Below are 23,930 nucleotides of genomic sequence, written 5' to 3' on the forward strand. Positions count from 1 at the left end.
GCGGCCCACACCGTGACCAGGGCGGGCAGGCCGGTCGAGCTGTCGGCGCGCGAGTTCACCCTGCTGGAGTTCCTCATGCGCCACGCCGGCGAGGTCGTCACCCGCACGGCCATCCTCGAGCACGTCTGGGACGACAACTACGAGGACTTGTCCAACGTCGTCGACGTCTACGTCGGCTACCTGCGCCGCAAGCTGGAGCAGCCGTGCGGCCGGACCCTCATCCGCACCGTGCGGGGGGTCGGCTACGCGCTGGAACCGGCATGAGGCTGCCGGGCGCGGCGCGGCTCGCGCGCCTGCCGGTCCGCGTCCGGCTCACCGCCTGGTACCTGGCGCTGCTAGGTCTGACCCTGGTCGCGCTCAGCGGCTTCCTGCTGCTGCGCCTGCACGCCGACCTGGCCGCCGGGCTCGACGGCTCGCTGGATGCCAGGGCCGCCGAGATCCTCCTCTCGCTCCACGAGCTCGGAGACGGCGGGTTCGGGCCGGCGGGCAGGGCCGCCCTTGCCGGCCTTCCGCGGCGGGAGTCGGCCGCCCAGCTGCTGTCGCCCGACGGCCGGGTGCGCGCCAGCATGGGCGACACGCTCGCGCTGCGGCCGCTGCTCGGGCCGGACCGTCTGGAGGGTGTGCGGCCTGGCCACCAGGTGAGGGCGAGCGTCCGGCTGGCTGGGTCCGGAGCACGAGTGCTTCCGCGTCCTGGCCACGGCGTTCGACGGCGGGGGCGGCCGCGAGATCCTGGTCGTCGCGTCCTCGCTGGCGGGGGTGCAGGAGTCGGTGGACCGGCTGCGGCTGCTGCTCCTCATCGCGGTCCCGGCGGCGTTGGCGCTGGCTGGCGGCGGCGGCTGGCTGCTCACGGGCAAGGCCCTGTGGCCAGTCGCCAGCATGACCCGCCAGGCTGGGGCGATCGGGACCGACGACCTGCACGAGCGGGTCAGCGTGCCACCGGCCCACGACGAGCTCGCGCTACTGGCCGAGACGCTCAACACCATGCTCGACCGCATCGAGCGCGGCGTCACCGAGCAGCGCCGCTTCCTCGCCGACGCCTCCCATGAGCTGCGGACCCCGCTGGCCATCCTGCGCGCTGAGCTGGAGGTCGGCCTGCGCGACGCCCATCGCTCCAACGGCAGCGCCGAGGTGCTGGAGAGCAGCATCGAGGAGGTGGACCGCATGAGCGGCATCGTCGAGGGTCTGCTCACGCTCGCCCGCGCCGACGAAGGCCGGCTGGAGCTGTTGCGGGAGCCGGTCGACCTCGGCGAGGTCGCCGCGGCGGTCGTCGCCAAGCTGCGGCCAATCGCCGAGGCCAAGCGGATCGCACTCACGCTGGAGGGTGAGGGGCCCGAGGTGGTCGCCGACCGCGCACGCATCGTGCAGGTGGTGACGAACCTGCTCGACAACGCGATCACGTACACCGGGCCCGGAGGCACGATCCAGGTACGCGTCTGGCAGACCAGCGACGAGGCCGGGCTGTCGGTGCGGGACAGCGGGCTAGGCATCGCGCGCACGGCGCTGCCCCGGGTCTTCGATCGCTTCTTCCGCGCCGACATGGGCCGCTCCCGCACCGGGGGCGGCAGCGGCCTCGGCCTCGCGATCTGCAAGGAGCTGGCCGAGGCGCACGGCGGGCGCATCGAGGCCGAGAGCGAGCTCGGGGTCGGCAGCAGGTTCGCCGTGATGCTGCCGCTGCACCCGCCGTTGGATCCGCGGTGACGCCTCGAGGCGCCGGTTGAGGCGCCCGCCTGGCCCACGGCGCGGCTGCTGCGGTCGCCAGAGGTGCCGCTGCTGCGCCTCACCAGGTAGGGCAGTGCTGCCGGCTCGTTTGGGGCATCAGCCGTCGCGGAGCCGCCAGTTGCGCTGCCCACCAGGACCTGGTCGCGCACGCCCTCGGCGTAGCCGGCCGGGCGTCCCACGTCGGCCGCGGCGCCTACTGCTGGTCGGCGAGCTCCTGGAGCTGGAGGGTAAGCGTCAGCGGCCTGATCTGTGTTGACACCACGGTGCCCGCGCTGGGCGTGACCCGCCGTGCGGTCCTGACGCACTCGCCGACCCTGCACGCAGCCCAGCTGACACCCCCCAGCCCCATCCTCGCTGCCCGGCGCCAGCCAGGGGCGACCCCGAGCACGCTGGCGCCGTTGTCCCGGCAGCAGGCCGCCAAGCGCTACCGATCTTCCGCGGGGGGCTGCGGCCTTCAGGCCGGGGGTGAAGCGCGTCGTGCGGTCGGTGCTGCTGCCCGATGGAGGCCCGCAGGACGCGCTGCGGGGCACCGCCGACCGCGCCGGCGACCTGCGACCCCGACCACCGTCGCCGTGCCCGTCAGGAGTGGCGGGCCAGGTCCGGGGACTCCTGGCGCAGCCGCCGGGAGGAGCCGCCCTTGAGGGAGTTGACCAGCCGGGACAGCGCGACAGCGGGGGGGAAGTGGACGTGGTCGGCCGCGCCGGTGCACGCGGCCCGCTCGCCGCCGAAGGCGCGGCAGCACGCCCGCATGACCGCCGCCACGCGGGCCACGGGCGCGGCGGTGCACACCGATGCCGGTCCTTGGTCCCAACCACCACGTGGGCATGCAGCGCGACCACGCGGTGCCGACCAGGGCGGATGTCGTTGTCGTGTCGCATCAAGCAAGGATACTGGCCGGCATGCAGACGAGGTATCGGTACCGCCTGGACCCCGACGCGGCGCAGCGGCAGGCCCTTGCCCGCGCGTTCGGCTGCGCCCGGGTGGTCTACAACGACGGCCTGCGGCTGCGGGAGGACGCCTACAAGGCGGGACTGCCCTACCCCTCGGATGGTGAGGTGCAGCACCGGGTCGTCACCCTCGCCAAGCAGACCCCCGAGCGTGCCTGGCTGGCGGAGGTGTCGAGTGTCGTGCTGGTGCAGTCGGTCAACGACCTGCACCGCGCCTACCGCAACTACTTCCGGGCGGTGAAGGAGTACAAGGCGGCCAGGGCCAGGGGCGAGCAGGCCACGCTCAAGGCCCGCAAGCCCCGCTTCAAGGCCAAGCACCACGACCAGGCGGTCCGGTTCACCCGCAACAGCCGGTTCCGGGTCCTGCCAAGCGGTCGGCTGCGGCTGCCGAAGGTCGGCGACCTCAAGGTCCGCTGGTCCCGCCCGCTGCCCGCCGAGCCATCTTCGGTCACCGTCACCCTCGACGGCGCGGGTCGCTACCACGCCTCGTTCGTCGTCGAGGTTGCCCGCCAGCCCCTCCCGCCGGTCGAGGGTGCCGTCGGGGTCGACCTTGGCCTGTCCTCGTTCGCTGCCTTCTCGAACGGCGAGCAGGTCGCCAACCCCCGCTGGCTGCGGCAGCGGGAGAAGGCCTTGCGCCGCTCCCAGCGCAACCTGAGTCGCAAGCAGAAGGGGAGCAAGAACGCCGAGAAGGCCCGCCGGAGGCTGGCCCGCCAGCACGCGAAGGTCGCCGACGCCCGACGGGACTTCCACCACCAGCTCTCCACGCGCCTCGTCCGCGACAACCAAGCGGTCTGCGTGGAGACGCTGAACATCGCAGGCCTCGGCCGGTCCAACCTCGCCAAGAGCCTCGCCGACGCCGGGTGGGGCCAGTTCACGGCGATGCTGGCCTACAAGGCTGAGCGCTACGGGCGGGAGCTGGTGAGAGTGGACCGCTTCTACCCGTCGTCGCAGACCTGCTCGGCGTGCGGCCACCGTGGCGGGCCGAGCGGCCGGGCGGGGCTCAAGGTACGCACCTGGACCTGCCCGGCGTGCGGGGCCACCCACGACCGCGACCTGAACGCGGCGAAGAACGTCCTGGCGGCCGGGCTGGCCGTTGCTGCCTGTGGACCCGATGTCAGACCCGGCGCGAGCCGGGCGGTCGGGGTTGAAGCAGGAACCGCCCTGGTCGGTGCCGCATGAGCGGCCACCGGCCGGGAATCCCCGCCCTTCAGGGCGGGGAGGAGGTCAAGTGAGGGTGTCGTAGTTGGTGCGTGCGATGTAGTCGACGACCGCGTCGTCGTCGAACTCCTCCGAGCCAGCGACGGTGGGCACGTACCCGACCAGGACGCCGTCCTGCAGCACCTGTGCTTCCAGGGCGGCGGCTCCGTCGTTGTCCCAGACCGCTTCGCGGCCGCCGGGAATGACCACCCGGATCCCGAACTGGTAGACGCCGGAGCGTGCCACGTGCGCCAGCACGTTGCGCGCCCGCAGCCGTTCGACGAGCTGGGCGGCCCGTTCCTCGGTCAACACATCCTCCTCCACGGCGTCCCGAATCTTCGCCCCGGAACAGGAGACCACCCGCGGCATGAAGGCAGCGTAAGGACGGGCATGAAGGCAGCGTGAGGACGGGTGTGGAAGCAGCGTGAGGACGAGTGTGAAGGCAGCGTGAGGACCGGTGTGGCCGGGCAGCGCCTCATCGTCCTCTCATCCGAGTGGCATCATCGTAGAGCGCGGGGGGCTCGAGGAGGGAATGGTGCGGGTACTCCTGGTCGAGGACCAGACCAAGCTGGCCAGGGCGGTCCAGCGTGGCCTCCAGCAGGAGGGCTACGCGGTCGACGTGGCCGCCACCGGGGACGACGGCCTGCACCTGGCCACCGAGGTCGACTACGACGCGGTCGTGCTGGACGTCATGCTGCCCGGGCTGGACGGCTTCGAGGTGTGCCGCCGCATGCGCGTCCAGGGGCGCTGGGCACCGGTGCTGATGCTGACCGCCCGCGACGGCGTCGCCGACCGGGTCACCGGGCTCGACGTCGGCGCCGACGACTACCTGGTCAAGCCGTTTGCGCTCCGGGAGCTGCTGGCGCGGCTGCGGGCGCTGGTGCGCCGCGGCGCGGGCGAGCGGCCGGCCGTGCTGACCGTCGGTGGACTGCGGTTGGACCCGGCCGCCCACACCGTGTCGCGGGACGGGCGGCCGGTGGAGCTGTCGGCCCGCGAGTTCGCCCTGCTCGAGTTCTTCATGCGCCATCCCGGGGAGGTGGTCACCCGCACCCAGGTCCTCGAGCACGTCTGGGACTTCAACTACGAAGGGCTGTCCAACGTCGTCGACGTCTACGTCGGCTACCTGCGCCGCAAGCTCGAGCAGCCGTTCGGGCGGCCACTGCTCAGGACCGTCCGAGGCGTCGGGTATGCCCTGGAGTCGGTGTGAGGCTGCCCATCCGCTGGCGGCTGACCGTCTGGTACACGGCGGTGCTGGCCGCCATCGTGGCCGCGCTCGCCGGCTTCCTGCTGCTGCGGCTGCGGACCGACCTGGTCGCCGGCGTGGACCAGTCGCTCGACGTGGTCCTGGCCGAGCTGCAGCTGGGCCTCAAGGCGGGCGCCCCGGTCGAGCTCCCAGCCGGCAGCGCGGCGCTGCGCAGCACGGCGGGCGGCGGGTTCGCGGCCCAGGTGCTCGGCCCGGACGGCACCGTGCTGGATGCGTTCGGGGGCACGGAGGCGGCCCGTCCGCTGCTCCCGCCAGACCTGCGGCAGCGGCTCGCCGCCGGGCACCGGGTGCGGGCCAGCGTCCGCACCGACGACGGGCGCGAGCGCGTGCGGGTCCTGGGCGAGCCGCTCCGGGGCCGCCCCGGCGAGGCGGTCGTGGCCGCGGCCTCGCTGGCCGGCGTGGACCGCTCCATCGACCGCCTGGAGCTCCTGCTGCTGGTGGCCGGGCCGGCGCTGCTCGCCCTGGCCGCGCTCGGTGGCCTGCTGCTGGCCCAGAAGGCGCTCCGACCGGTGGCGAGCATCACCGAGCAGGCGGCCGCGATCGGCGGCGACCGCCTGCACGAGCGGGTGGCCGTGCCGCGCGCCCGGGACGAGCTGGCGCGGCTCGCCACGACCCTCAACGGCATGCTCGTCCGCATCCAGGGCGGGGTGGCGCAGCAGCACCGGCTCGTCGCCGACGCCTCCCACGAGCTGCGCACCCCGCTTGCGGTGATGCGCGCGGAGGTGGAGGTGGGACTGCGCGAGCCGGACATGCCCGCGGCCGCCCGGGAGATCCTGGCCAGCGTCGAGGAGGAGGTCGAGCACATGGCCCGGGTGGTCGACAACCTGCTCGTCCTGGTCCGCAGCGACGAGGGGCGGCTGGCCCTGCTCTGCGTCCCGGTGCAGCTCGAGGAGGTGGTGGCGGCGGCGGTCGTCCGGATGCAGCCCCTGGCCGAGGCGAAGGGCATCCGCCTTGCGCTGCGCGGCCAGCCAGCGGAGGTGGTCGGCGACCGCCAGCGCCTGGGCGAGGTCCTCGCCAACCTGCTCGACAACGCGGTGAAGTACACCCCGGCCGATGGCTTGGTCACGGTCGGGCTCCAGCGCCACGACCACCGGGTCCGCCTCACCGTCGACGACACCGGCCCTGGGATCCCGGCCGAGGAGCTGTCGTTGGTCTTCGACCGCTTCTACCGCGTGGACGCGGCCAGGTCCCGAGCCGAGGGCGGCGCCGGCCTGGGCCTGGCGATCTGCCGCGAGCTGGTCCAGGCGCACGGCGGCCGCATCTGGGCCGAGCGTCGCCCGGCCGGCGGCAGCTCGTTCGTGGTCGAGTTGCCGGCAGCCCAGCCGGTCACGTATCCCCCGATCCCGCTCGCCGGCGAGCCCGGCCAGCGCCGGACCTCCCGCTGAGCCAGCGGTCCTCCGGCGCCACCACTTCTTCCAGTCCAGGCTGGCGGAGACCGGGTTGGCCGCCCGCCTGCTGACCCGGCGGTCGCCCTAGCGCCCGCGCGCCAGCGCCAGCGCCCAGCCCAGCGCCACCGCCCAGCCCCAGCGCCACTGCCGCGGCGCCACCGGGCCAGGTCACAGCAGCCGGGGAGTGAAGCCCACCGGCTGTAGCTCGATCCAGGTTCGGCCCGGGTGGAGCGGGATAGTTCGGCCGCCGCTCCCGACGAGCCGCATCGCCTGCCCGACCGAGGAGCGCTGCCAGGTCCCACGCAGCACGCGGCCGTCGCGCAGCACCCAGCAGGCACCCCGCCCGACCACGAGCACGTTCGGGTCGGGGTTGCCGAGGGAGTCGACCAGGCCCGGGATGGTGCCGACCTTGACCGAGAGCACGACGACGTCGGTGGCCCTGATCCCGCCGCCGTCCGCCTGCATGGCAGGCCGCCCTCCCTGATAGCGGTCATAGCCGCGCGCCGCGGCATCCCATCGCCAGGTGACCACGTAGTCGGGGACCGGCGAGAACGGCACCACGATGCCGCGCGCGGCGGGGACCTCCGACGGCACCAGCTCGGAGAACTGGAACAGCGGTGAGGGCGGTGGGCGGTTGCCACCCAGCCGCTCACCAGCCTGGTACAGGCGAGTGGTCGAGGTGTAGAGGTTGTGGGGCGCCGGCCGGCTCGGCACGCGCCAGTACGCCTGCGGCGCCTGCTCGACGCCGACGAGGGTCGCTGTCGAGTAGGCACGGACGGGCGCGATCTCTCCCTCGGCGGCGCCCGCGTAGCCGAACAGCCCGCCGCCGAGCTCCCGGAGCAGGGCCGCGTCGACCGGCCGGGCCGACCGCACCGGCCCGACCAGCGGCGCGTCGCGCGATTGGAAGGTCGCCAGGAAGCGCGTGATGCCGCCCTCCACCAGCTCCTCGGTCACAATGTCGGCGGCATCCAGGCCGGCCTGCGGCCGGGCCGCCGGGGTGTTCTCGACCTTGATCGAGAGGGCAGGCCGGCCGGTGGTAGTGGCGCTGGAGGCGGGCAACCCGGTGAGCGGGAAGACGGTCGGCCGCGCCCTGGCCACGGTCGTGGTGGGCGAACCGCGCGCCGCTGGAGCGGTAGCGGCCGGCGCCGGGCCCCCGCGGCTGCAGCCGGCCAGGCTCAAGGACGTGACCAGCGCGGCCACCACGAGGCAGCCGAGACGCCGGGATGCGGGTAGGTGCATGTGGCCTCCTTGCTACAGCCCGCTTGGCGCGATGTGGAACCGGGACAGGTTGGGACGGGCGGGCCACCCTCGGCCAGCCCGCCCCTCGGCGAAGGCGCGCAGCAGGTTGACGGTGGCCTGGCGGACCACGCGGGCGGTGGCCGGGGCGTTGCGGTGGTCGGCGCAGGCGGCGTCCAGCTGGCACACCCAGGAGCTCGTCCCGGTGTCGAAGACCCCAGCCCCGCTCTGGGCGGTGTAGTAGGTCACATCGGCGAGGCTCGCGTGGCCCCGGCACCGCAGCGGCGAGTGGAGCAGCAGCTCGACGCCGGCAGGGCGTGGGGCGCCGGCCTGGACCCGGTCGTACTCGGGTCCGATCAGCCCGGGAAGCCGGGTGCCTGGCTGCACCCCGGTGCCGGCGAACACCCAGGCCGAAGGGTCGACTACCACGCCCGCGGCGTCGACCGGGTTGCACTCGTAGAGGTCCCCGAGCAGCGTGCTCTCCGGGTCGTCGAGCGGGGGCTCGCGCCAGTCGGTGGTGACCTCCTTGGGGTCTGTCCGCCAGGCCGGGTCGGACCGGGCGGACTGGGGCTTGTAGTTGATCTCCTCGCGATCCGCGCCGAGCGGTGACGGCGCCAGACGGATATGCCGGAACACCGCGTTGGCGCCCAGGAAGGCCAGGTTGACGCCCCGGTCGCGAGCCACCTCGGCGCCGCCGCGCATGGCCGTGGACCAGTACTCGTCGTGGCCGAGCGAGACCAGCGCCCGGTGGCGGCCCAGCCATGCCGGGCGCTCGTGCAGGTCGACGTCGGTCCAGTAGGTCACGTCCAGGCCAAGGGACTCGACCAGGCGCACCAGCGGGTACTCGTTGCCGAGGAAGTCGCCGGCACCCTGCCCGGCCTGGCCGTAGGGCCGGTCGAAGGAGACGACCCGCGAGCGGGTGGAGAACGCCCCGCCTGGGCCCTGGTAGAGATCGAAGCCGCCCCACAGGTTGTAGGCCTGCCAGGTGGTCACGGCGTTCTGCACCAGCAGCGCGGCGCGGCTGGTGGACACAAACAGCCTGATGCGGTCGCCGCGCTGCGCGCTCACGTGGTCGGTGTAGCCCTCGACGGCGTCGGCGGCACCCAGGTCGGTGATCCGCCAGGCGGTCGTGCCGGGCCGCTGATTCTCTCGCGCCACCCAGCCGGCCGAGCCCGACCCCACCGGCCAGGCCACGGCCGGGGAGCGCTGCGGGCGCGTCCCGGCCGCTCGCGCCTGGTCCCGGTCCCGATACTCCTGCCTGGCGAGCAGCCAGACCACCCCCTGTCTGGCGAGCAGGCCGACCGCCCCGAGCAGGCCGGCGGCCAGCAGCACGGTCAGCCCGGCCTGGGCGAGATGGCGCGACCGCCTCGTCAGGCGACTTCTCCAGTGCCCTGACCTCAGCCTCGTCCTCAGCATCGTCCGACCATGCAAGCGTGCCGGGAATGAGAACGCCGTGAGAGCGGTGGCCTCCGGCCCCGTCTCATCGTCCTCTCATGCGGAATGGCGAAAGCTGGGTCCGATCGTGCGGTGCGTCCCGGCCACGAGGATGCAGGCCGGACTGGGACCGGTCGAGGCCCGCGATCAGGATGGGAACGCCGGCGCTTGCCGGGCCGGCTCGACGCGACGGAGGGACGGATGGGTGCGCCGGTGGCGTGGTCCGGGAGCCCGGAGCCAGCGATGCCAGCCACCGTCACCACTCCCCGCCAGCCCCTCGAGGTCCCGGCCCAGGATGCGACCGGGCCGAGCCAGGGACCTGTTCGCGTCCCCCCGCCCTGGCGCCGTGACCGGGTCCCCCGGCTGGCGGCCGCCGTGGCCGTCCTCGCCGGGCTCGTGAACCTGGTGTCGGCGCTGCTGCCGGCCGAGCGGGACCGGATGCGGCTGCTCGCCGACTTCGTCCCCGGAGCGGTGTCACGGGGGGCCACGGTCGCCGTGGCCGCTGCCGGCGTCGGCCTGCTGCTGCTCGCTGGCGGGTTGCGGCGGCGTCATCGGCTCGCCTGGCTGGCGGCGGTCGGCCTGCTCGCCGGCAGCGCCGCCCTGCACGTCGTCAAGGGCCTCGACGTCGAGGAGGCGCTGACCGAGGCGTTCCTGGCCGGGCTGCTCGCCGGCCAGGCCGGCTGCTTCCCCGCACGGGCCGCCCTGGGCGAGCACCGGGCCGTGCTCGGCCCGGCACTGACGGTTGCCGCCGCGACCCTTGCCTACGGCATGCTCGGCCTGGTCGCCAACGACCACGACGTCCGTGCTGACCTCGGCCTTGGGGGCGTGGTGGTCGAGGTCGGGCGGATGGCGCTGGGGCTGGGGGCCGGGGTGGAGCTGGCCGGCCGCTTCGGCCGCCTGTTCCCAGGCTCGCTGGCGGCCGTCTTCTGGGTCGGCGTGCTGCTCGTGGCCGCCCGCGCCCTCGCCCCTGCCCTGGCCGGGCGGACGACCGACCCGGACCTGGCCGAGGCCGTGACCACCTCGGGCGACTCGCTGGCCTACTTCGCGCTGCGCGACGACCGCGCGGTGGTGCGGGCCGGTGACGCCCTGATCGCCTATGGCACGGTCGGGCCGGTGGCGCTGGCCGCCGGTGACCCGCTCGGCCCGCCGGGGCAGTGGCCCGGGGCGATCGCCGCGTTCTGCGGGGCGGCGGCCATCCAGGGCCGGGTCGCGGGGGTGCTCGGCTGCGGTGCGGCGGCCGCGGCCGCCTGGCGGGACGCCGGGCTGACCACGATCTACCTGGGCGACGAGGCGGTGCTGGACCTGGACCGGTTCACCCTCGAGGGACGCGGGATGCGGATCGCCCGGCAGAGCTGGAACCGGGCCCGGCGAGCCGGGTTCACCTCGCTGGTGTGCCGCTCCGGCGAGCTTGCCCCCGCCCAGGTCGCAGTCCTGGCCGAGGTGGCGTGGCGGTGGCGGGCCGGCACGGCCGAGCGGGGCTTCTCGATGGCGCTGGGCCGGCTGTTCGACCCGCGTGACCCCGACACCCTGGTGGTCGCCGCCCGCGACCCCGCAGGCCGGCTCCGCGGCTTCTTGCATCTGGTGCCCTGGGGGTCCGACGGGGCCAGCCTGGACGTGATGCGCCGCGACCGGCAGGCGCCGTCCTGGCTCAACGACTTCCTGGTCGTGGAGGCGGCCCGCCGGCTCCCGGAGCTGGGGATCAGGCGGGTGTCGCTGAACTTCTCGGTGCTGCGGGCCGTGCTGGCCGCCGGGGCCGGCCCGGGCGTGCCCGCGCGGCTGCGCGTGGCCGGCTGGCTGCTGCGGCGGCTGTCGGGGCCGTTCCAGATCCAGACGCTGTACCGGTTCAACCGCAAGTTCTGCCCCGGCTGGCAGCCCCGCTACCTGGCCGTGGAAGCACCCGAGGCACTGCCACGGGTGGCGCTGGCCGTCCTGCGCGCCGAGGGGCTGCTCTGCCCGCCCTGGCGGCTGCGCCCGTCGAGCCCGGCCAGAACAGGATCGCGATGAGGCGGCCGCCCCCGCCCTTGGCGGCGGTCGGCGGCCACCAGCCCGACCACCACCTCCACCACCGCCACCCGCTGGTGACCGCCCGCCACCAGCTCCACCGGGTGGCCGGCGGCCTGCTTCACCTCCCGGCCAGCCTGCTCCACCGGGTCGACCGGGCCGGGCCGCTGGAGAGCCCCTGGGTCGCGGGCGTGCTCGGGGCGCTGCTGGTGGCCAGCGTGGTCACCGCCCTGTGGCGCCGCCGGCGGCGCCTGGCAGGGCCGCCGCCGCAGCACCGCTGGCTGCGCCGCGCCGGGCTGGCCGCCTGGCTGCTCACCCTGGCCGCCCTCACCGGCCTGGCCGGGCTCAACACCTACGTCGGCTACATCCCCACCCTGCCCGGGCTGCTGGGCGACCTTCCCACCCCCGGCGGTTGGAACGGCCGGGGCCACGGCTCGCAGGTCCTGAGCCTGGAGATCGGCGCCCCGCGCCTGGACGTGCCACCCAGTCGCGCCTACGTCTACCTGCCCCCGGGCTACCACGACCCGGCCAGCGCGACCCACCGCTACCCGGTCGTGTACCTGCTGCACGGCTACCCGGGCGGCCCGCAGGACTGGTTCCGGGCCGCCCAGGTGCAGCGGACCATGGACGCGATGCTCGCCGACGGCCTGGTCAAGCCGATGCTGCTGGTCGCCCCCGACGCCAGCGGCGGCTGGCTGCACGACTCGGAGATGCTCAACCAGGTCGGCGGCCCCCAGGTCGAAAGCTACCTCGTCGGCCCGCTCGTCCACACCATCGACACCCGCTTCCGCACCATCGCCGACCGCGCCGGCCGGGCCGTCGGCGGGGTCTCGAGCGGCGGCTACGGCGCCCTCAACCTCGGCCTGCGCCACCAGGACACCTACTCGGTGATCTTGTCGCTCATGCCCTACGGCGACCCGGGCGCGGTGACCCGCACCCTGCTCGGCGGCAGCCGCGCCCTGTGGCTGGCCAACGCCCCCGCCGACTACATCCCCACGATGGCCTTCCACCGCCCGATCGCGGTCGACCTGGTCGCCGGCAGCCAAGACCCCGTGCGGCAGGAGGCAGCGCGGCTCGCCCGCATGCTCCAGGCCCGCGGCCAGCAGGCGGTCTTCACCGAGGTGCGCGGGGCCACCCACACCTGGCGCGGGGCCCGCGCCGAGGCCCCCTATGCGCTCGCCTTCGCCAGCTCCCACCTGGCCGGGGCCCGCCCCCGGGTGTCGCTGGCCGCCGACCGGGCCCGCCCGCCCCGGGTGTCGCTGGCCGGTGAACAGGCCCGCCTGCAGCATCCGGTGGCCGGCTCGCTGGCCGACCGGCCCCGGCTCCCGAGGGTCACCGCATGAGCCCGGCGTGGGGCGGTTCGGGGAACCTCGACGGGGCGCCCCGGTCGATCGGGCGCTCCTGGGCCCGGCTCGGCGGGCTGCTGCTCGCCATCACCGTGACGGCCAGCCTCGCCCTGGTCCCTCTGGCTGCCTCGATGGCTGCCCTCAGCGCCGCGGCCGACCGCCAGGTCGCCGGCATGCCGTCGCTGGCTCGCCTGCTGGCCCGCCCCCCGGCCGACTCGGTGGTCTACGCCGCCGACGGCTCGGTGCTGGCCGTGCTCCACGGCGGCCAGGACCGGACGGTGGTGCCGCTCGCGGCCATTCCGGTCCGGGTCAGGCAAGCGGTCCTGGCCGTCGAGGACGCCCGCTTCTACCAGCACGGCGCGCTCGACCCGCGCGGCATCGCCCGCGCGCTGGCCGCCGACCTGCGCAGTGGCAGGACCCTGGAGGGTGGCAGCACCATCGCCCAGCAGTACGTCAAGAACATGGTCACCGGCGACCAGGTCAGCCTGCACCGCAAGCTCGTCGAGGCGGTCTACGCCGCCCAGCTCGAGCGGCGGCTGGCCAAGGACCAGATCCTGGCCGCCTACCTGAACCTGGTGTACTTCGGCGACGGCGTGTACGGGATCGCGACCGCGGCCCAGCACTACTTCTCCAAGCCGGTCGGGCGGCTGTCACTGGCCGAGGCGGCCGCCCTGGCCGGCACGATCGCCAGCCCGGCGCGCTTCAAGCCAACCGCGGGCCGGCTTGCGCTGCAGCGGCGCAACGAGGTGCTCCAGCGGATGGCGGCGGTCGGCTTCGCCACCCCGGCCCAGGTCGCGGCGGCCAGGCGCCAGCCGCTGCGGTCCCAGGTCCATGCGGAGACGGTCCGCTACCCGTATTTCGTCGACCATGTGACCCGCCAGCTCCTCGGCTCCCACGCGCTGGACGCGACCCTCGGCCCGGCCGGTTCGGCGGCCAGGGCCAGGGCCGTGTTCGAGGGTGGCCTGCGGGTCGTCACCACCCTGCGCCCGCACGAGCAGGCGCTCGCCGAGGCGGCCGTGCGCGACCAGCTCGCCGGGACCGCCGTGCGCGACCAGCCCGCCGGGACCGCCGTGCGCGACCAGCCCGCCGGGGCGGGCCCGGACGCCGCCCTGGTCAGCGTCGAACCGGCCAGCGGCGCGATCGTCGCCATGGTCGGGGGCCGCGACTTCGCCCGTTCCCAGGTCGACCTGGCCACTGGCGAGGGCGGCGGCGGCTTCCCGCCCGGCTCCTCGTTCAAGGTCTTCTACCTGGTCGCCGCCCTGGAACAGGGGCTCCCGTTGAGCACCAGCTTCGACACCGCCCAGCCGAGGACGGTCACCGCCCCCGAGTGCTCGACGGGGTACACGGTTCACAACGCCGAGACCGGTGGACTCGGCCGCATCGGCCTGGCCCGGGCGACGGCCGAGTCTGTCAACACCTACTACGCCCAGCTGATGGTCAAGGTCGGCACGCCGGCAGCGATCGAAGCGGCCAGGCGCATGGGCGTCACCGCACCACTGCGCGACTACTGCTCGCTGGTGCTCGGCACCGAGAACGTCAGCCCGCTCGACCTCGCCTCCGCCTACGGCACGCTGGCCGACGGCGGCGTCCACTGCCGGCCGCTCGCGATCACCAGGGTCACCGGCCCGACCGGTCGGGTCCTGCTCGCCGGGCAGCCGTCCTGCCAGCAGGTGGTCGACCCGCGGGTGGCGGCCACCGCGACCGGCATCCTGCGCGGCGTGGTCGCGCCGGGCGGCACCGGCTTCCGGGCCGCCATCGACCGGCCGGTGGCCGGCAAGACCGGGACCACCACGAGCTTCGCCGACGCCTGGTTCACCGGGTTCACCCCGCAGCTGGCCACGTCGGTGTGGGTCGGCAACCCGACCAGCCAGGTCCCCATGGCCCACCTGTTCAACGGCGGGCCCGTCTACGGCGGCACCTTCCCGGCGCTGATCTTCCAGCAGTACATGGCGGCCGCCCTCGCCGGCCTGCCCGTCCTCGAGCTGCCCGCCCTGCCCGGCGCGGCCGGGCGGCCCGTCCTCGAGCTGCCCACCCCGCCCGGCGCGGCCCCTGCCGGGCGGGGTGGGCGCAGCCACCACCGCCACCACCGGGGGCCGGGTTGACGGCCGCCCTCGGTCGCGTCATGGCCTACCGGCGACCGTTCCGGGCCCGGGTAGCCAGGAGCGGCCTGCTGGCGACCGCACCTGTCTCGGTCGCGTTCCTGCTGCTCACCCTGGCCGTGAGCGCACTGTGGCGCGACCAGGCAGGCGGCCACCGGGCGGTGGCCGCCTGCTGCGCCTGGCGCGCCGCCGGCCTGCCCCACGGCGCCCTGGTCCCGCTGCTCGGCAGCGCCTTCCTGGTCCGCCGGCCGGTCGAGGCGGCCTGGACGGTGGCCGCCACCTGGCTGGTGCTCGGTCCGCTGGAGGCGGTCATCGGGAGCCGGCGGCTGCTCGTCATCGGTGCCCTCGGTCACGTCCTCCCCACCGTCCTCGCCGACTTGTGCTGGCTGGCCTGGGCGGGGCCCGGCGGGAGCCTCGCCGCCCTGGACGTCGGCACCTCGGCGGTGGTGGTCGCCGCCACGGCCGCGCTGGCCACCTCGACCCGGTCGCTGCCGGTCGCCGTGGTGCTGGCCGCCGGGCTGGCGATCGACCTGGCCCTGGCCCCCAACCTGGCCACCGTCGAGCACCCGGTCGCGGCCGCGGTCGGGGTCGGCGGTGCCCTCGTGCTGCGGTCGGTCCGGTGGCCGCGGTGGCGGCTCGACCCCACCCGGGCGCGGCTGGCGGCCAGCGCCGTTCCCAGCCGGGCCCGCGGCACCGCCCGACCCCGACCCCGGCCCTGACCCCGAGGAGGCGGCGGCATGCCCCACGGCCACCCCTTCCGGCCGGACGACGGCGGGCCGTTCTCCAACCGGGGCGGCATCCTGCACGCCGGCGGCCTGGCTGAGGTTGCCGTGGACCGCCGCACGATCCTCGCCAGGGCGACACTGGGCGCGGCCGGGCTGGCCCTCGCCGGTTCCTCCTACGACATCCGGCGGCGGGACCAGGGCGGCCGGGAACGATCCGCCTGCGCCATCCCCGACGACCCGCGCGGGCGGCTCGGTCGCCAGCAGATCATCTGGTCGGTGCCGACCCGCGAGCCGGTGCTCGCACTCACCTTCGACGACGGCCCCGACCCGGAGTTCACGCCGCGGATCCTCGAGGTGCTCGCCCGCTACGGCGTCCATGCCACCTTCAACGTCATGGGCTACAACGCGGTCAGGCACGACGACCTGCTCCGGGCGGTGGCAGGCGCCGGCCACGAGCTCGGCAACCACACCTGGACCCATCAGGACCTGGCCTTCCAGTCGGCAGCCGCCACCCGCCAACAGGTAGAGAACGGGCTCCGTGCGATCCGGGACACGGCCGGCGTTCGGCCGCGCTTCTTCCGCCCGCCGCGCGGCGAGCTGACCGGGGCGGCCGTCGAGGCTGCCGCCGAACTCGGGTGCGACATCCTGCTGTGGTCGGTGGCGCGCGGCCCGGCCGGGGTGGGGACCCCACGAGCGGTCGCGGACCACCTCGCGGGCACGGTAGGAGCGGGCGACATCGTGGCCCTGCACGACGGGATCGGCAGGGGAACCTTCGCCCGCGGGAGCGCGGCAGCGCGGCTGCTGCGGGCGCGCCGGTCGGTCGAGGTCGCGGCCCTTCCGGCCGTGGTCGAGCGGGTCCTGGACAGGGGCCTCCGGTTCGTCACCGCCGCGGCGCTGGCCGACGCCGAGCCGAACACCGACCCAGTCAGACCCTGACGAAGATCCGCCGCCGGTACAGCCACGCGGCCACGGCCCACGCGGCGAGCACGGTCGCCACGGCATACGCCACCGCCGCGAAGGCCTCCCCGCCTACCGCCTGCAGGGCGCGGACCAGGTCAGGCTGCCACGGCTTGAGCGCGGCGGCGAACACCACCACGGAGCCCGCGTACACCACCAGGGCGTTGCTGCCCAGCACGATCAGGGGCTGGGCCCAGCGACCGCACGGGCCCCGGTCCACCAGCCGGTGGGCCGCGCCCGCGAGCAGGGTCGAGATGCCTGAGGTCAGCACGACGAACGACGGTGTCCACAGCGGCTTGCTGAGCGGGACCGCGGTGGCGAGCAGGAGCCCGAGCCCAACCGCGGCGAGCCCAGAGGCCAGCAGCCTGCTCGTGGCGGCACCCGGAGTGTCGGAGGCGCGCCGCAGCAGCCGCCCGGCCAGCACCCCCCCGAAGACGCTCACGGCGCTGGCCGCCATCACCAGCAGCCCATGCTCGGAGAACCTCCCGATCACGGCGCGGTCGACGAACTCGGCCAGATTGCTGCCCGGCGCCCACGACCCAGGCCGCACCCCTGGGGCCGAGACGAAGGTGAACGCCGCCCACAGCCCGCCGAGCAGGACGGTCGCGGCCGGCAGCTGCCATCGGCGGGGAAGCCGGAGCAGCAGCCAGGCCAGCAGGTAGCCGCCGGCGATCTGCTGCAGCACGCCGGTGGAGACACCAAGGTGCCGCTGCTTGGCCGAGACCAGCAGGCTGCCGATGACGAACAGCGCGACCACCCGCCGCAGCACCACCACCGGTCGCTGAGCGCGCTCAGAGAGCGGCATGGACGCGCCCACGCTGAACAGGAACAGCGGAAAGACCTGGTCGGCTGCTGTCAGGCCGTACCAGCCGGCGTGCCGCAGCCCGCCGGGCATGGCGCTCGGGATGCCGGCATCGTTGACCAGCAACATCCCCACGATGGCCAGTCCCCGCACCGCGTCGATCGACACGACCCGACCGCGCCGCGGCCTCCCTTCACCAGTGGTGCAGCCTGGCGCCTCCCTGACCGCCGAACGCACGGCGCCATCGCTTGCCTTCCGCATCGTTCTCCACAGTTCCTTCATGAGTCGGCCACCACGGTAGACGACAGGTCCCGAGATGTGGCGAGGACGAGAGCCTGACGGGCCCTGGACCGACGGCACCGCGGCTGGTACGGCGGTCCAGCCCCTGTAGGGCGCGGTCCGGCCGGCGCCCGGCCGACAGCAGCACCGTCGTCCCGACGGCGACAGCAGCACCGTCGTCCCGACGGCGACAGCGGTGCGGCCGGGCGCCTCCTCGGGCGGTAGCGACTCACCGACTCCCAGCCCGGGTGGCTGGACTCCCGGAAGTCCTTCCATCTGGGCTGGTCGGTGTACTGGCCGTCAGCGGCTACGGAGCCACAGATTCAGCAGGATGGTTGCCACCAGGCTGAGCAGCAGACTGGTGGCGAGCGGGAACACGACCGTGAAGGAGCCCCGGCGCACCACCACGTCGCCTGGGAGCCGGCCGAGCCCGAGCCGGCCGGCCAGCCACAACACGGCGCCCACCACCACCAGGGTGATCCCGACCCCAGCCACGATTCGCCCCAGGGCTTGCAAGTCCACGACCTGGGAGTACCCAGTCCCAGCCGCTTGAGTCATGAGGGGTCCGGCGGCGAGCGTGCCGAAGATCAGGGACAGCGATAGGCGCGGCCCCAAACCGCGGCCCCAAACCACGGCCCCGACCGCCGTCTTGACCGCCAGCATCACCCCGAACCGCCGCGCCGCCGGGCTGCGGTCATCTGGACGCTCTGGCCGCTCAGGTCCGGGTGATGGCCGCCAGCCAGGCCAGGACGCCGTTGGGACTGATGGTGATGTCCATCTTGGCTGCCTCGATTGAATCCACCTGCCACCCGTGGTCGAAACTGGCCCTGATCTCGTCCTGGGTCACCCGACGGGGGCCGAAGTGGCCTGGCTGGCGATCGCTGAAGCACAGCATGAAGTAGCGGCCGCCTGGTCGGGTCACCGCCCTGAGGTTGTCGACGAACCGAGGGCGGTCGTCGTCCTCGAGGACGTGGAACAGCCCGCAGTCGAGCACGGTGTCGAACTGCTCGTCGAGAGAGGCCAGCTGGAGGGCGTTCCAGACGAGGAACCGGGCGGCGAGGCCGCGGTCCCGGGCCTTGCCCTCGGCGACGTCGATGGCTGCCGCCGCGACGTCGATGCCGGTCGCCTCGAGCCCGAGGCCGGCGGCCATGAGCACGTGCTCGCCGGTCCCGCAGCCCACATCCAGGACCCGGCCCCGGACGGCACCCGCTTCGGCCAGCGCCAGGAACGCCGGCTGGGGCCGGCCGATGTCCCAGGGGGGCGTGCCGGTGTAGAGCGCGTCAAAGTCCTCGGCCCGCCTCGGTGGCACCGGACCTGGCAGGCCGTCGGTACGGCCGCTGTCAGGTGACCCGCCGAGGGCTTCGCCCAACCTTCTCCTCCCGCTTTCTCATCGGAGTTCCCCTCCTGGCGAGCGGCCCGTCGCCGGTGTCCAGGCACGCGATGTTCCGGTCGTGGAGCCCAGGTGAGAGGTCAAGCGTCGGGGAGCTTGCGCAGGCTCGAACAGCGTACCTCGACGTAGAGGCCGCTGCCGTCGACGACACGGCAGCGGCTGGCGCCCTCCACGAGCAGCACGACCGGCGTCCCGGCCGGGAGCACCCCGCCAGGGTCGCGGGCATGTCCGGGCCGGTCGAACCAGTACGGCTCGTCGACCACCAGCTTGTGGGTGAAACGGTTGGGGACGGGCCGGACGAGGTTGGACGCCGGGACCAGCGCGTCGTCGCCCAGGACGAAGGCCTCCGGTCGCAGCATCATGCCGGCGTCCGGGTCGGTGTCGGGCTCGCCTGGAGGGCGACCCTCATCCCCAGGAGGGCGACCCTCATCCCCAGGAGGGCGACCCTCACCGGTCATGTCACCGCCCTCCCGACGGGCGGACCTCGAGGCTGTCGGGCGGGAGGACCATCGGGATGACGGGTAGCACGACGCCGTCGTCGGTCGGGGCGGCGTGGGCCACCAGCTCGCCCGCCTCGGCGAGCGCGAGGAGGTCCGGCAGCGCGTACGGCTCGGCGGCGTCGAGGTCGACCTGGTAGCCGAGGTCGCCGAGGCTCGCCGTGGTCATCCGGCTCAGCGGGTTGCCAGGCGCGGCAATGAAGCCCGACATCAGCTCGCTGCGAAACACCGTCTCCCGCCAGTGGCCGTCGGCGGTCCCAGGCCCACCGGTGTTCTCGACCGGCACCCGCCTGCGGCGCTGGGCGTGGCGGAGCACGCGGTACTCCTCCATGGCACCGGGCCCGGCGAAGGTCGGGTTCGAGGTGCCGGCCCGCTTGAGCAGGGCCTTGCGCTCCCACAGGGTACCGATGCCGAGTACGTGGCCCATCTCGTGGGTGATGACGTCGTTCAGCGTGCCGTTGGCCTCCATCTTCGCCAGGTCGGCGATGTCGAACGACATGATCCCCTTGGCGGTGAGGAACGCCGCGGCGCCCGCCGACGCGGGCCGGATGTGGGTTGGGCCCGCCTGACCGAGGATCCTGCCCGGACCGTCGATGTCGACGCCCTGGGCGTTGATCACGACGTCGTCGATGACCTCGCCGTCGACCAGCACGCTCGGGAGGTCACCGACGATCACCCTGGTCCAGCGGTCGGCAGCCGCAGTGAACGCGGCCTGCTGAGCGGCGTTCAGCCCCCCGAGGAACCGGACCTCGATGGTGAACGGCGAGGTGGTCGCGGCAAGCGCCTGGGCCCGCCCCGCATCAGCTCGTGCCTGGTAGGTCTCGTAGGTGGCCACTGCTGCTCCTCCGGTGCTCGGCGCCCGCGGGCGAGGACTCGTCCCGCGCACCAGAGCGCACACCACCCGCCCCTGATACCTATGGGATGTCCCCCTATGGATGTGGAGATGTCCCCCTATGGATGTGCCGTGGACAGGACGGCCTGCCACAACAGGACGGCCTGCTACAACAGCACTTGGCTGCACTCGGTGGTGGCTTCAGCGACGGGGGACGGGCGGCTCTCCTCAGGTGGCGGGGGAGGGGCGGCTCTCCCCAGGTGACGGGGAACAGGTGGCTCTCCGAATCCGAAGGTGACCGGGGACGGGTGGCTCTCGCAGGCGCCCGGGATCCGCTGTGCGGTGGAGGTGCTCCTGCGCGGTGGAGGTGCTTCACGCCGGGTGAGCGCGCTCGGGTAGAGTTGCCTTCTTCGGGCGGGCCGCAATGACGTGACTGCCGTGTATGCTGCCGGGCCGTGGTCCCCGGTCGTGCGGGTGCTCGAAGGCATGTCGATACAGCAGAGGCAAGGAGTAAGCGTGCCGCAGGATGGAACGTTTGAGGTGGCGCTGTCCGCGACGGAGGCCCAGGCCGCCGCCACGCTACAGAGCGCCGTGGCACTGACCAGGGAGTTGAAGCGGGTCAAGGCTGGCGCGGCGGCAGGGCAGACGCGTGAGCTGCGCCGGGCGCTGGAGGTGGCGGAGACGCTCGCCGCGCAGCTCGCCGAGGCGGCCGGGTCGCTCCGGGCCGGGTACGACTTCGACGAGCAGGCATACCTCGCTTCGGGCGGCTACGCCAAGGAACTGCTGGCCGCAGCCGCGACCGCTGGCGTGGACCTGTTCGAGGAGGACGAGCGCCTGCTCTGCTATCCCTCTCTGGTGCGGATCCTGCCTGACCAGGCCGCGCTCGAGATCGACCGCAAGCGCGAGCGGCGGCTGCGCCCCTCGGTCGTCGTCGCCCTCCTGGCGGCCGCGCAACGCAGGGGTCCCCGGTTCCGGCCCGAGCCCTTCCTCGACTCGTTGCGCAACGCCTACGAGCTGGTGGTGGCCCGCGACGGCAAGAAGTCCGACGCCGTGGTCCGCCTGATCGACATCTGGGCGGTGCTGACCGTGCTTCCCGGGCAGGCCAGGGAGTACACCAAGCAGGAGTTCGCCCGAGACCTGTACCTCCTGGACCAGAGCGGCCATACCACGACCTCTCGCAGCAGCCGGCAACTGCGCTGGAGCGCCAGCACCGGCACCAGGGGAGCCGGGGTGCTGACCACGGTCACGCGAGGCGGTCAGCAGCGCCGCTACTGGGGGATCGCGTTCTCGCTCCCTTCTCAGCCCACCGGGGCCGGCCCGGCGGGAGGCCTGAAGCTGGAAGCGGAGGCCGAGAGGTCGCCGACCGCTGGAGGCTGATGCGACATGACGACACGGCCGCCCGAAGGCGAGCTGCCGATCGGTGGTGCGGGCCTCGGCGTCGACGAGTACCTGGAGTTCCTCCACAAGGAGTACCTGGCCGACTTCATCCGCCGGGGTGGCGCCTCGGTCAAGGTCGCGGTCGTCGGTGGCGACCAGGTTGCCGAGCGGCTCCATGCGGGTCTGGCCGCGGCCGCCAGGGCCGAGGGCTACCTGTTCGCCGCGGTCGACGCCGCCAGCGACCGAGTGCACCTGGTCGACCAGGTCTTCTTTGCAGTCGCCCGCCAGGTCGACTGGCACGCCCTCGCCACGAGCGCCGTGCGCGCCGCCTATGACGCGGCCGCCTTCCCCGTTCCCGACGCGGATGCCCTGGCTCCCGGCGCTCCCGGCGCTCCCGGCGCTCCCGGCCTGGCGCAACCCGAGCCGTCGGGCGGGCTGACCGTCCCTGCCGTCGCCGCCGCCTATGACGTGAACCCTCGGGAGCTGTATCGCAGCGTGCGCCGCCAGCTCGAGCAGGCGCTGCTCGGCGACACCGGCCTTGCTCACGAGTTCCGGCTCGCGATGCTCCGGCTCTGCCAGGCCGAGCTGGGGGCTGGTGACGTCGACGTGGTCGAGCGCGACGCCGTGCTCGGCTGGCTGCGCGGGGAGCGGGTGCCACTGCCGGCGCTGCGCTCGGCGCTCATCTATGGCCGGATCGGCCGGCACAACGCGCGGTCGCTGCTGGCGAGCCTCGCGCGCTGGCTCCCGACCGTCGGTACGGCCGGGCTGGTGATCGGTTTCGACCTCGCCCGACTGGCGGTCGGCCGGCGGCCGCCGGTCGAGCAGCGCGAGGGCGTGTACTACTCCAAGGCGGCCGTGCTGGATGCCTACGAGGTGGTCCGCCAGCTCATCGACGCCACCGACAGCCTGTCGTCGGTGCTCATGGCCGTGGTGATGCCGCCTGAGCTGGTCACCGACGAGGTGCGGGGCCTCCCGGCCTACAGTGCGCTGCAGCTCCGCGTCGCTGACGAGGTGCGCGACCGCCGGCGGACCAATCCGTACGCGGCCCTGGTCCGCCTCGACGTCCGGCTGGAGGTGATCCGATGAGCGGTCCGCTGACAGCCACGGAAGCCTGGGAAGACCGGCAGGTCGCGGCGCGTCGCGCCGTGGAGGCGCTGCGTTCGGGCGTGCCGAGCCGGGCAGCGGTGGCAACCCTGGGGTCGGCCCAGACCGACATCGAAGACCGGTTCGTCGCGCTGCTGGATCAGGTCCGGGAAGGTCCGGTGGGGGCACCGCGTCCGGGCGGCCTGCTCATGGGAGGCGGGTTCGGCTCAGGCAAGAGCCACCTGCTCGAGCACCTGACGCATCTCGCCCTGCAGGCCGACTTCGTGGTGAGCAGGGTGGTGATCAGCAAGGAGACACCGCTGCACGACCCGGTCAAGGTGTTCCGCGCGGCGGTTGAGAGCGCGTTGCTGCCCCAGGGGTACGAGCAGGGCTCGGCGCTGGCCGAGGCGGCGGTCGCGCTCGACGCCGACAGCGCCGCCTGGGTCGAGCTGTCCCGCTGGGTGAACTCCCCTCAGAGCGAGCTCAACGAGCGTTTCGCAGCGACGCTGCTGCTGTTCGGCCGGCTCGGTGCCAACGACGGGGAGCTGGCCGAGGCGATCATCCGGTTCTGGTCCGGCGACCCGATCCGCGTGGCCGACCTGCGCCGCCGGCTGAGAGAGACCGGAGAGGCGCGCTTCGCCCTGCCGGCCGTTGCCGCGCGCGACCTCGCGCGACAGCGGTTGCGCTTTGCCGCGCGCCTGTTCACCGCGGCCGGCTACGCCGGGTGGGTGGTGCTGTTCGACGAGGTCGAGCTGATCGGCCGCTACTCGGTGCAGCAGCGGGGCCGCTCCTACGCGGAGCTGGCTCGCTGGGTGCGGGGCGACGAGACCGACCCCGGTCTCCCACTGGTCGCCGTGCTGGCCATGACCGACGACTTCGAGGCGGCGGTGGTGTCGGGCAAGAACGACCGTGACGTGGTGCCGGCGAAGCTGCGAGCACGCCAGACCCACGAATCCGACGAGGTCGCCGCTCGGGCCGAGCTGGGCATGCGCGTCATCGACCGGGAGATGCTTCTGCTTGCGCCCCCCGACGCCGCGGAGCTGGATCGCGCCTACGCACGCTTGAAGGAGTTGCACGGCGAGGCGTTCGGCTGGGACCCGCCCGATGTCGCCGGGTTGGAGCGCCTGGCTGCCACGAGGATGCGCCAGTACGTGCGGGCGTGGATCAACGAGTGGGACCTGGTCCGGCTCGACCCCGAGTTCACGCCCGCCACCGAGGTGGTGGGCGAGGCCGTCGCGACTGCCCTCGGCTACCGGGAGGACGCCGAGCTCGAGGGCTCCGAGCGTGACGACCTGACCCCGAACTGACCGACCGGATCCGCCCCCCTTACAGTACGACGACGCGGGAGCTGGCAGAG

General features: G+C 74.0%; 22 protein-coding genes and 1 pseudogene. 13 read left to right on the top strand and 10 right to left on the bottom strand.

Going from position 1 to position 23,930, the window contains the following annotated elements; all coding sequences use genetic code 11:
• A partial coding sequence (locus tag VG276_01550; GenBank protein ID HEV8648092.1) for a winged helix-turn-helix domain-containing protein occupies positions 1-264 on the top strand: 264 nt, incomplete at its 5' end.
• 71 nt (positions 265-335) lie between these two features.
• On the opposite strand, the gene VG276_01555 is transcribed toward VG276_01550, so the two are convergent.
• Positions 336-635, bottom strand: coding sequence for a hypothetical protein (locus VG276_01555; protein ID HEV8648093.1), 300 nt, complete (start codon positions 633-635; stop codon positions 336-338).
• A gap of 133 nt (positions 636-768) precedes the next feature.
• On the opposite strand from VG276_01555, the gene VG276_01560 reads away from it, so the two are divergent.
• Entirely contained in the window at positions 769-1,698 is a 930-nt protein-coding gene (locus VG276_01560) for an ATP-binding protein (protein ID HEV8648094.1), read from the top strand.
• Between the two features lie 615 nt (positions 1,699-2,313).
• Here the strand turns inward: VG276_01560 and VG276_01565 are convergent.
• Positions 2,314-2,427 (bottom strand): annotated as a pseudogene (locus VG276_01565) (transposase).
• A 191-nt stretch (positions 2,428-2,618) separates the two neighbouring features.
• Here VG276_01565 and VG276_01570 point away from each other — a divergent pair.
• A complete protein-coding gene (locus VG276_01570; GenBank protein ID HEV8648095.1) occupies positions 2,619-3,845 on the top strand; it encodes an RNA-guided endonuclease TnpB family protein in 1,227 nt (408 codons plus the stop codon).
• A 45-nt stretch (positions 3,846-3,890) separates the two neighbouring features.
• Here VG276_01570 and VG276_01575 read toward each other — a convergent pair whose 3' ends face one another.
• Complete coding sequence (locus VG276_01575; protein ID HEV8648096.1) at positions 3,891-4,172, bottom strand: hypothetical protein; 282 nt, start codon at positions 4,170-4,172, stop codon at positions 3,891-3,893.
• Between the two features lie 226 nt (positions 4,173-4,398).
• On the opposite strand from VG276_01575, the gene VG276_01580 reads away from it, so the two are divergent.
• Both VG276_01580 and VG276_01585 read left to right on the top strand, forming a co-directional pair.
• Positions 4,399-5,070, top strand: coding sequence for a response regulator transcription factor (locus VG276_01580; GenBank protein HEV8648097.1), 672 nt, complete (start codon positions 4,399-4,401; stop codon positions 5,068-5,070).
• The gene (locus VG276_01585) at positions 5,067-6,512 is read left to right on the top strand and encodes an ATP-binding protein (GenBank protein ID HEV8648098.1); all 1,446 of its coding nucleotides are present in this window, start codon (positions 5,067-5,069) and stop codon (positions 6,510-6,512) included. Before VG276_01580 ends, VG276_01585 begins: the two co-directional genes overlap by 4 nt.
• A gap of 171 nt (positions 6,513-6,683) precedes the next feature.
• On the opposite strand, the gene VG276_01590 is transcribed toward VG276_01585, so the two are convergent.
• Together VG276_01590 and VG276_01595 are read right to left on the bottom strand one after the other, a co-directional pair.
• Positions 6,684-7,754 (bottom strand): DUF3048 domain-containing protein, encoded by a 1,071-nt coding sequence (locus tag VG276_01590; GenBank protein ID HEV8648099.1) that lies wholly within the window; start codon positions 7,752-7,754, stop codon positions 6,684-6,686.
• 12 nt (positions 7,755-7,766) lie between these two features.
• Complete coding sequence (locus VG276_01595; GenBank protein HEV8648100.1) at positions 7,767-9,167, bottom strand: N,N-dimethylformamidase beta subunit family domain-containing protein; 1,401 nt, start codon at positions 9,165-9,167, stop codon at positions 7,767-7,769.
• Between the two features lie 261 nt (positions 9,168-9,428).
• Between VG276_01595 and VG276_01600 the strand changes: the two genes are divergently transcribed.
• From VG276_01600 to VG276_01620, 5 genes are read left to right on the top strand one after another with little or no spacing between them, the layout of a single operon-like run.
• Positions 9,429-11,189, top strand: a complete 1,761-nt coding sequence (locus tag VG276_01600; protein ID HEV8648101.1) for a phosphatidylglycerol lysyltransferase domain-containing protein — start codon at positions 9,429-9,431, stop codon at positions 11,187-11,189.
• Complete coding sequence (locus tag VG276_01605) at positions 11,186-12,529, top strand: alpha/beta hydrolase-fold protein (GenBank protein HEV8648102.1); 1,344 nt, start codon at positions 11,186-11,188, stop codon at positions 12,527-12,529. The genes VG276_01600 and VG276_01605 overlap by 4 nt, the downstream gene beginning before the upstream one ends.
• Entirely contained in the window at positions 12,526-14,634 is a 2,109-nt protein-coding gene (locus VG276_01610; protein ID HEV8648103.1) for a transglycosylase domain-containing protein, read from the top strand. The genes VG276_01605 and VG276_01610 overlap by 4 nt, the downstream gene beginning before the upstream one ends.
• A gap of 20 nt (positions 14,635-14,654) precedes the next feature.
• Positions 14,655-15,350, top strand: coding sequence for a hypothetical protein (locus VG276_01615; protein HEV8648104.1), 696 nt, complete (start codon positions 14,655-14,657; stop codon positions 15,348-15,350).
• Between the two features lie 18 nt (positions 15,351-15,368).
• Positions 15,369-16,292: a polysaccharide deacetylase family protein gene (locus tag VG276_01620; GenBank protein ID HEV8648105.1), complete on the top strand. Its 924-nt coding sequence runs from the start codon at positions 15,369-15,371 to the stop codon at positions 16,290-16,292.
• On the opposite strand, the gene VG276_01625 is transcribed toward VG276_01620, so the two are convergent.
• From VG276_01625 to VG276_01645, 5 genes are all read right to left on the bottom strand, one after another.
• Positions 16,282-17,283 (bottom strand): heparan-alpha-glucosaminide N-acetyltransferase domain-containing protein, encoded by a 1,002-nt coding sequence (locus tag VG276_01625; protein ID HEV8648106.1) that lies wholly within the window; start codon positions 17,281-17,283, stop codon positions 16,282-16,284. The genes VG276_01620 and VG276_01625 overlap by 11 nt on opposite strands.
• Before the next feature lie 411 nt (positions 17,284-17,694).
• Positions 17,695-17,889 (bottom strand): DUF2905 domain-containing protein, encoded by a 195-nt coding sequence (locus tag VG276_01630; GenBank protein HEV8648107.1) that lies wholly within the window; start codon positions 17,887-17,889, stop codon positions 17,695-17,697.
• A gap of 220 nt (positions 17,890-18,109) precedes the next feature.
• A complete protein-coding gene (locus tag VG276_01635) occupies positions 18,110-18,715 on the bottom strand; it encodes a class I SAM-dependent methyltransferase (GenBank protein ID HEV8648108.1) in 606 nt (201 codons plus the stop codon).
• Positions 18,716-18,864: 149 nt separating this feature from the next.
• Complete coding sequence (locus VG276_01640; protein ID HEV8648109.1) at positions 18,865-19,146, bottom strand: hypothetical protein; 282 nt, start codon at positions 19,144-19,146, stop codon at positions 18,865-18,867.
• Positions 19,147-19,243: 97 nt separating this feature from the next.
• A complete protein-coding gene (locus VG276_01645; protein HEV8648110.1) occupies positions 19,244-20,116 on the bottom strand; it encodes a leishmanolysin-related zinc metalloendopeptidase in 873 nt (290 codons plus the stop codon).
• Between the two features lie 513 nt (positions 20,117-20,629).
• On the opposite strand from VG276_01645, the gene VG276_01650 reads away from it, so the two are divergent.
• Genes VG276_01650 through VG276_01660 form a run of 3 tightly spaced genes read left to right on the top strand, consistent with a single transcriptional unit; the run spans position 20,630 to position 23,880 of the window.
• Complete coding sequence (locus VG276_01650; GenBank protein ID HEV8648111.1) at positions 20,630-21,490, top strand: hypothetical protein; 861 nt, start codon at positions 20,630-20,632, stop codon at positions 21,488-21,490.
• A gap of 6 nt (positions 21,491-21,496) precedes the next feature.
• Positions 21,497-22,576: a BREX system ATP-binding domain-containing protein gene (locus VG276_01655; GenBank protein HEV8648112.1), complete on the top strand. Its 1,080-nt coding sequence runs from the start codon at positions 21,497-21,499 to the stop codon at positions 22,574-22,576.
• Complete coding sequence (locus VG276_01660; protein HEV8648113.1) at positions 22,573-23,880, top strand: BREX system ATP-binding domain-containing protein; 1,308 nt, start codon at positions 22,573-22,575, stop codon at positions 23,878-23,880. Before VG276_01655 ends, VG276_01660 begins: the two co-directional genes overlap by 4 nt.
• Positions 23,881-23,930: the final 50 nt, after the last annotated feature.

Source organism: Actinomycetes bacterium (assembly GCA_036000965.1).
Lineage (GTDB): Bacteria > Actinomycetota > CALGFH01 > CALGFH01 > CALGFH01 > DASYUT01.

Bases quoted from the DNA above. Each gene is read 5' to 3' on its own strand.
- VG276_01600 (HEV8648101.1), top strand. From the start codon at position 9,429: ATGCCAGCCACCGTCACCACTCCCCGCCAGCCCCTCGAGGTCCCGGCC.
- VG276_01640 (HEV8648109.1), bottom strand. From the start codon at position 19,146: ATGATGCTGCGACCGGAGGCCTTCGTCCTGGGCGACGACGCGCTGGTC.
- VG276_01615 (HEV8648104.1), top strand. From the start codon at position 14,655: ATGGCCTACCGGCGACCGTTCCGGGCCCGGGTAGCCAGGAGCGGCCTG.
- VG276_01570 (HEV8648095.1), top strand. From the start codon at position 2,619: ATGCAGACGAGGTATCGGTACCGCCTGGACCCCGACGCGGCGCAGCGG.
- VG276_01655 (HEV8648112.1), top strand. From the start codon at position 21,497: ATGACGACACGGCCGCCCGAAGGCGAGCTGCCGATCGGTGGTGCGGGC.
- VG276_01620 (HEV8648105.1), top strand. From the start codon at position 15,369: ATGCCCCACGGCCACCCCTTCCGGCCGGACGACGGCGGGCCGTTCTCC.
- VG276_01605 (HEV8648102.1), top strand. From the start codon at position 11,186: ATGAGGCGGCCGCCCCCGCCCTTGGCGGCGGTCGGCGGCCACCAGCCC.
- VG276_01590 (HEV8648099.1), bottom strand. From the start codon at position 7,754: ATGCACCTACCCGCATCCCGGCGTCTCGGCTGCCTCGTGGTGGCCGCG.
- VG276_01660 (HEV8648113.1), top strand. From the start codon at position 22,573: ATGAGCGGTCCGCTGACAGCCACGGAAGCCTGGGAAGACCGGCAGGTC.
- VG276_01610 (HEV8648103.1), top strand. From the start codon at position 12,526: ATGAGCCCGGCGTGGGGCGGTTCGGGGAACCTCGACGGGGCGCCCCGG.
- VG276_01595 (HEV8648100.1), bottom strand. From the start codon at position 9,167: ATGCTGAGGACGAGGCTGAGGTCAGGGCACTGGAGAAGTCGCCTGACG.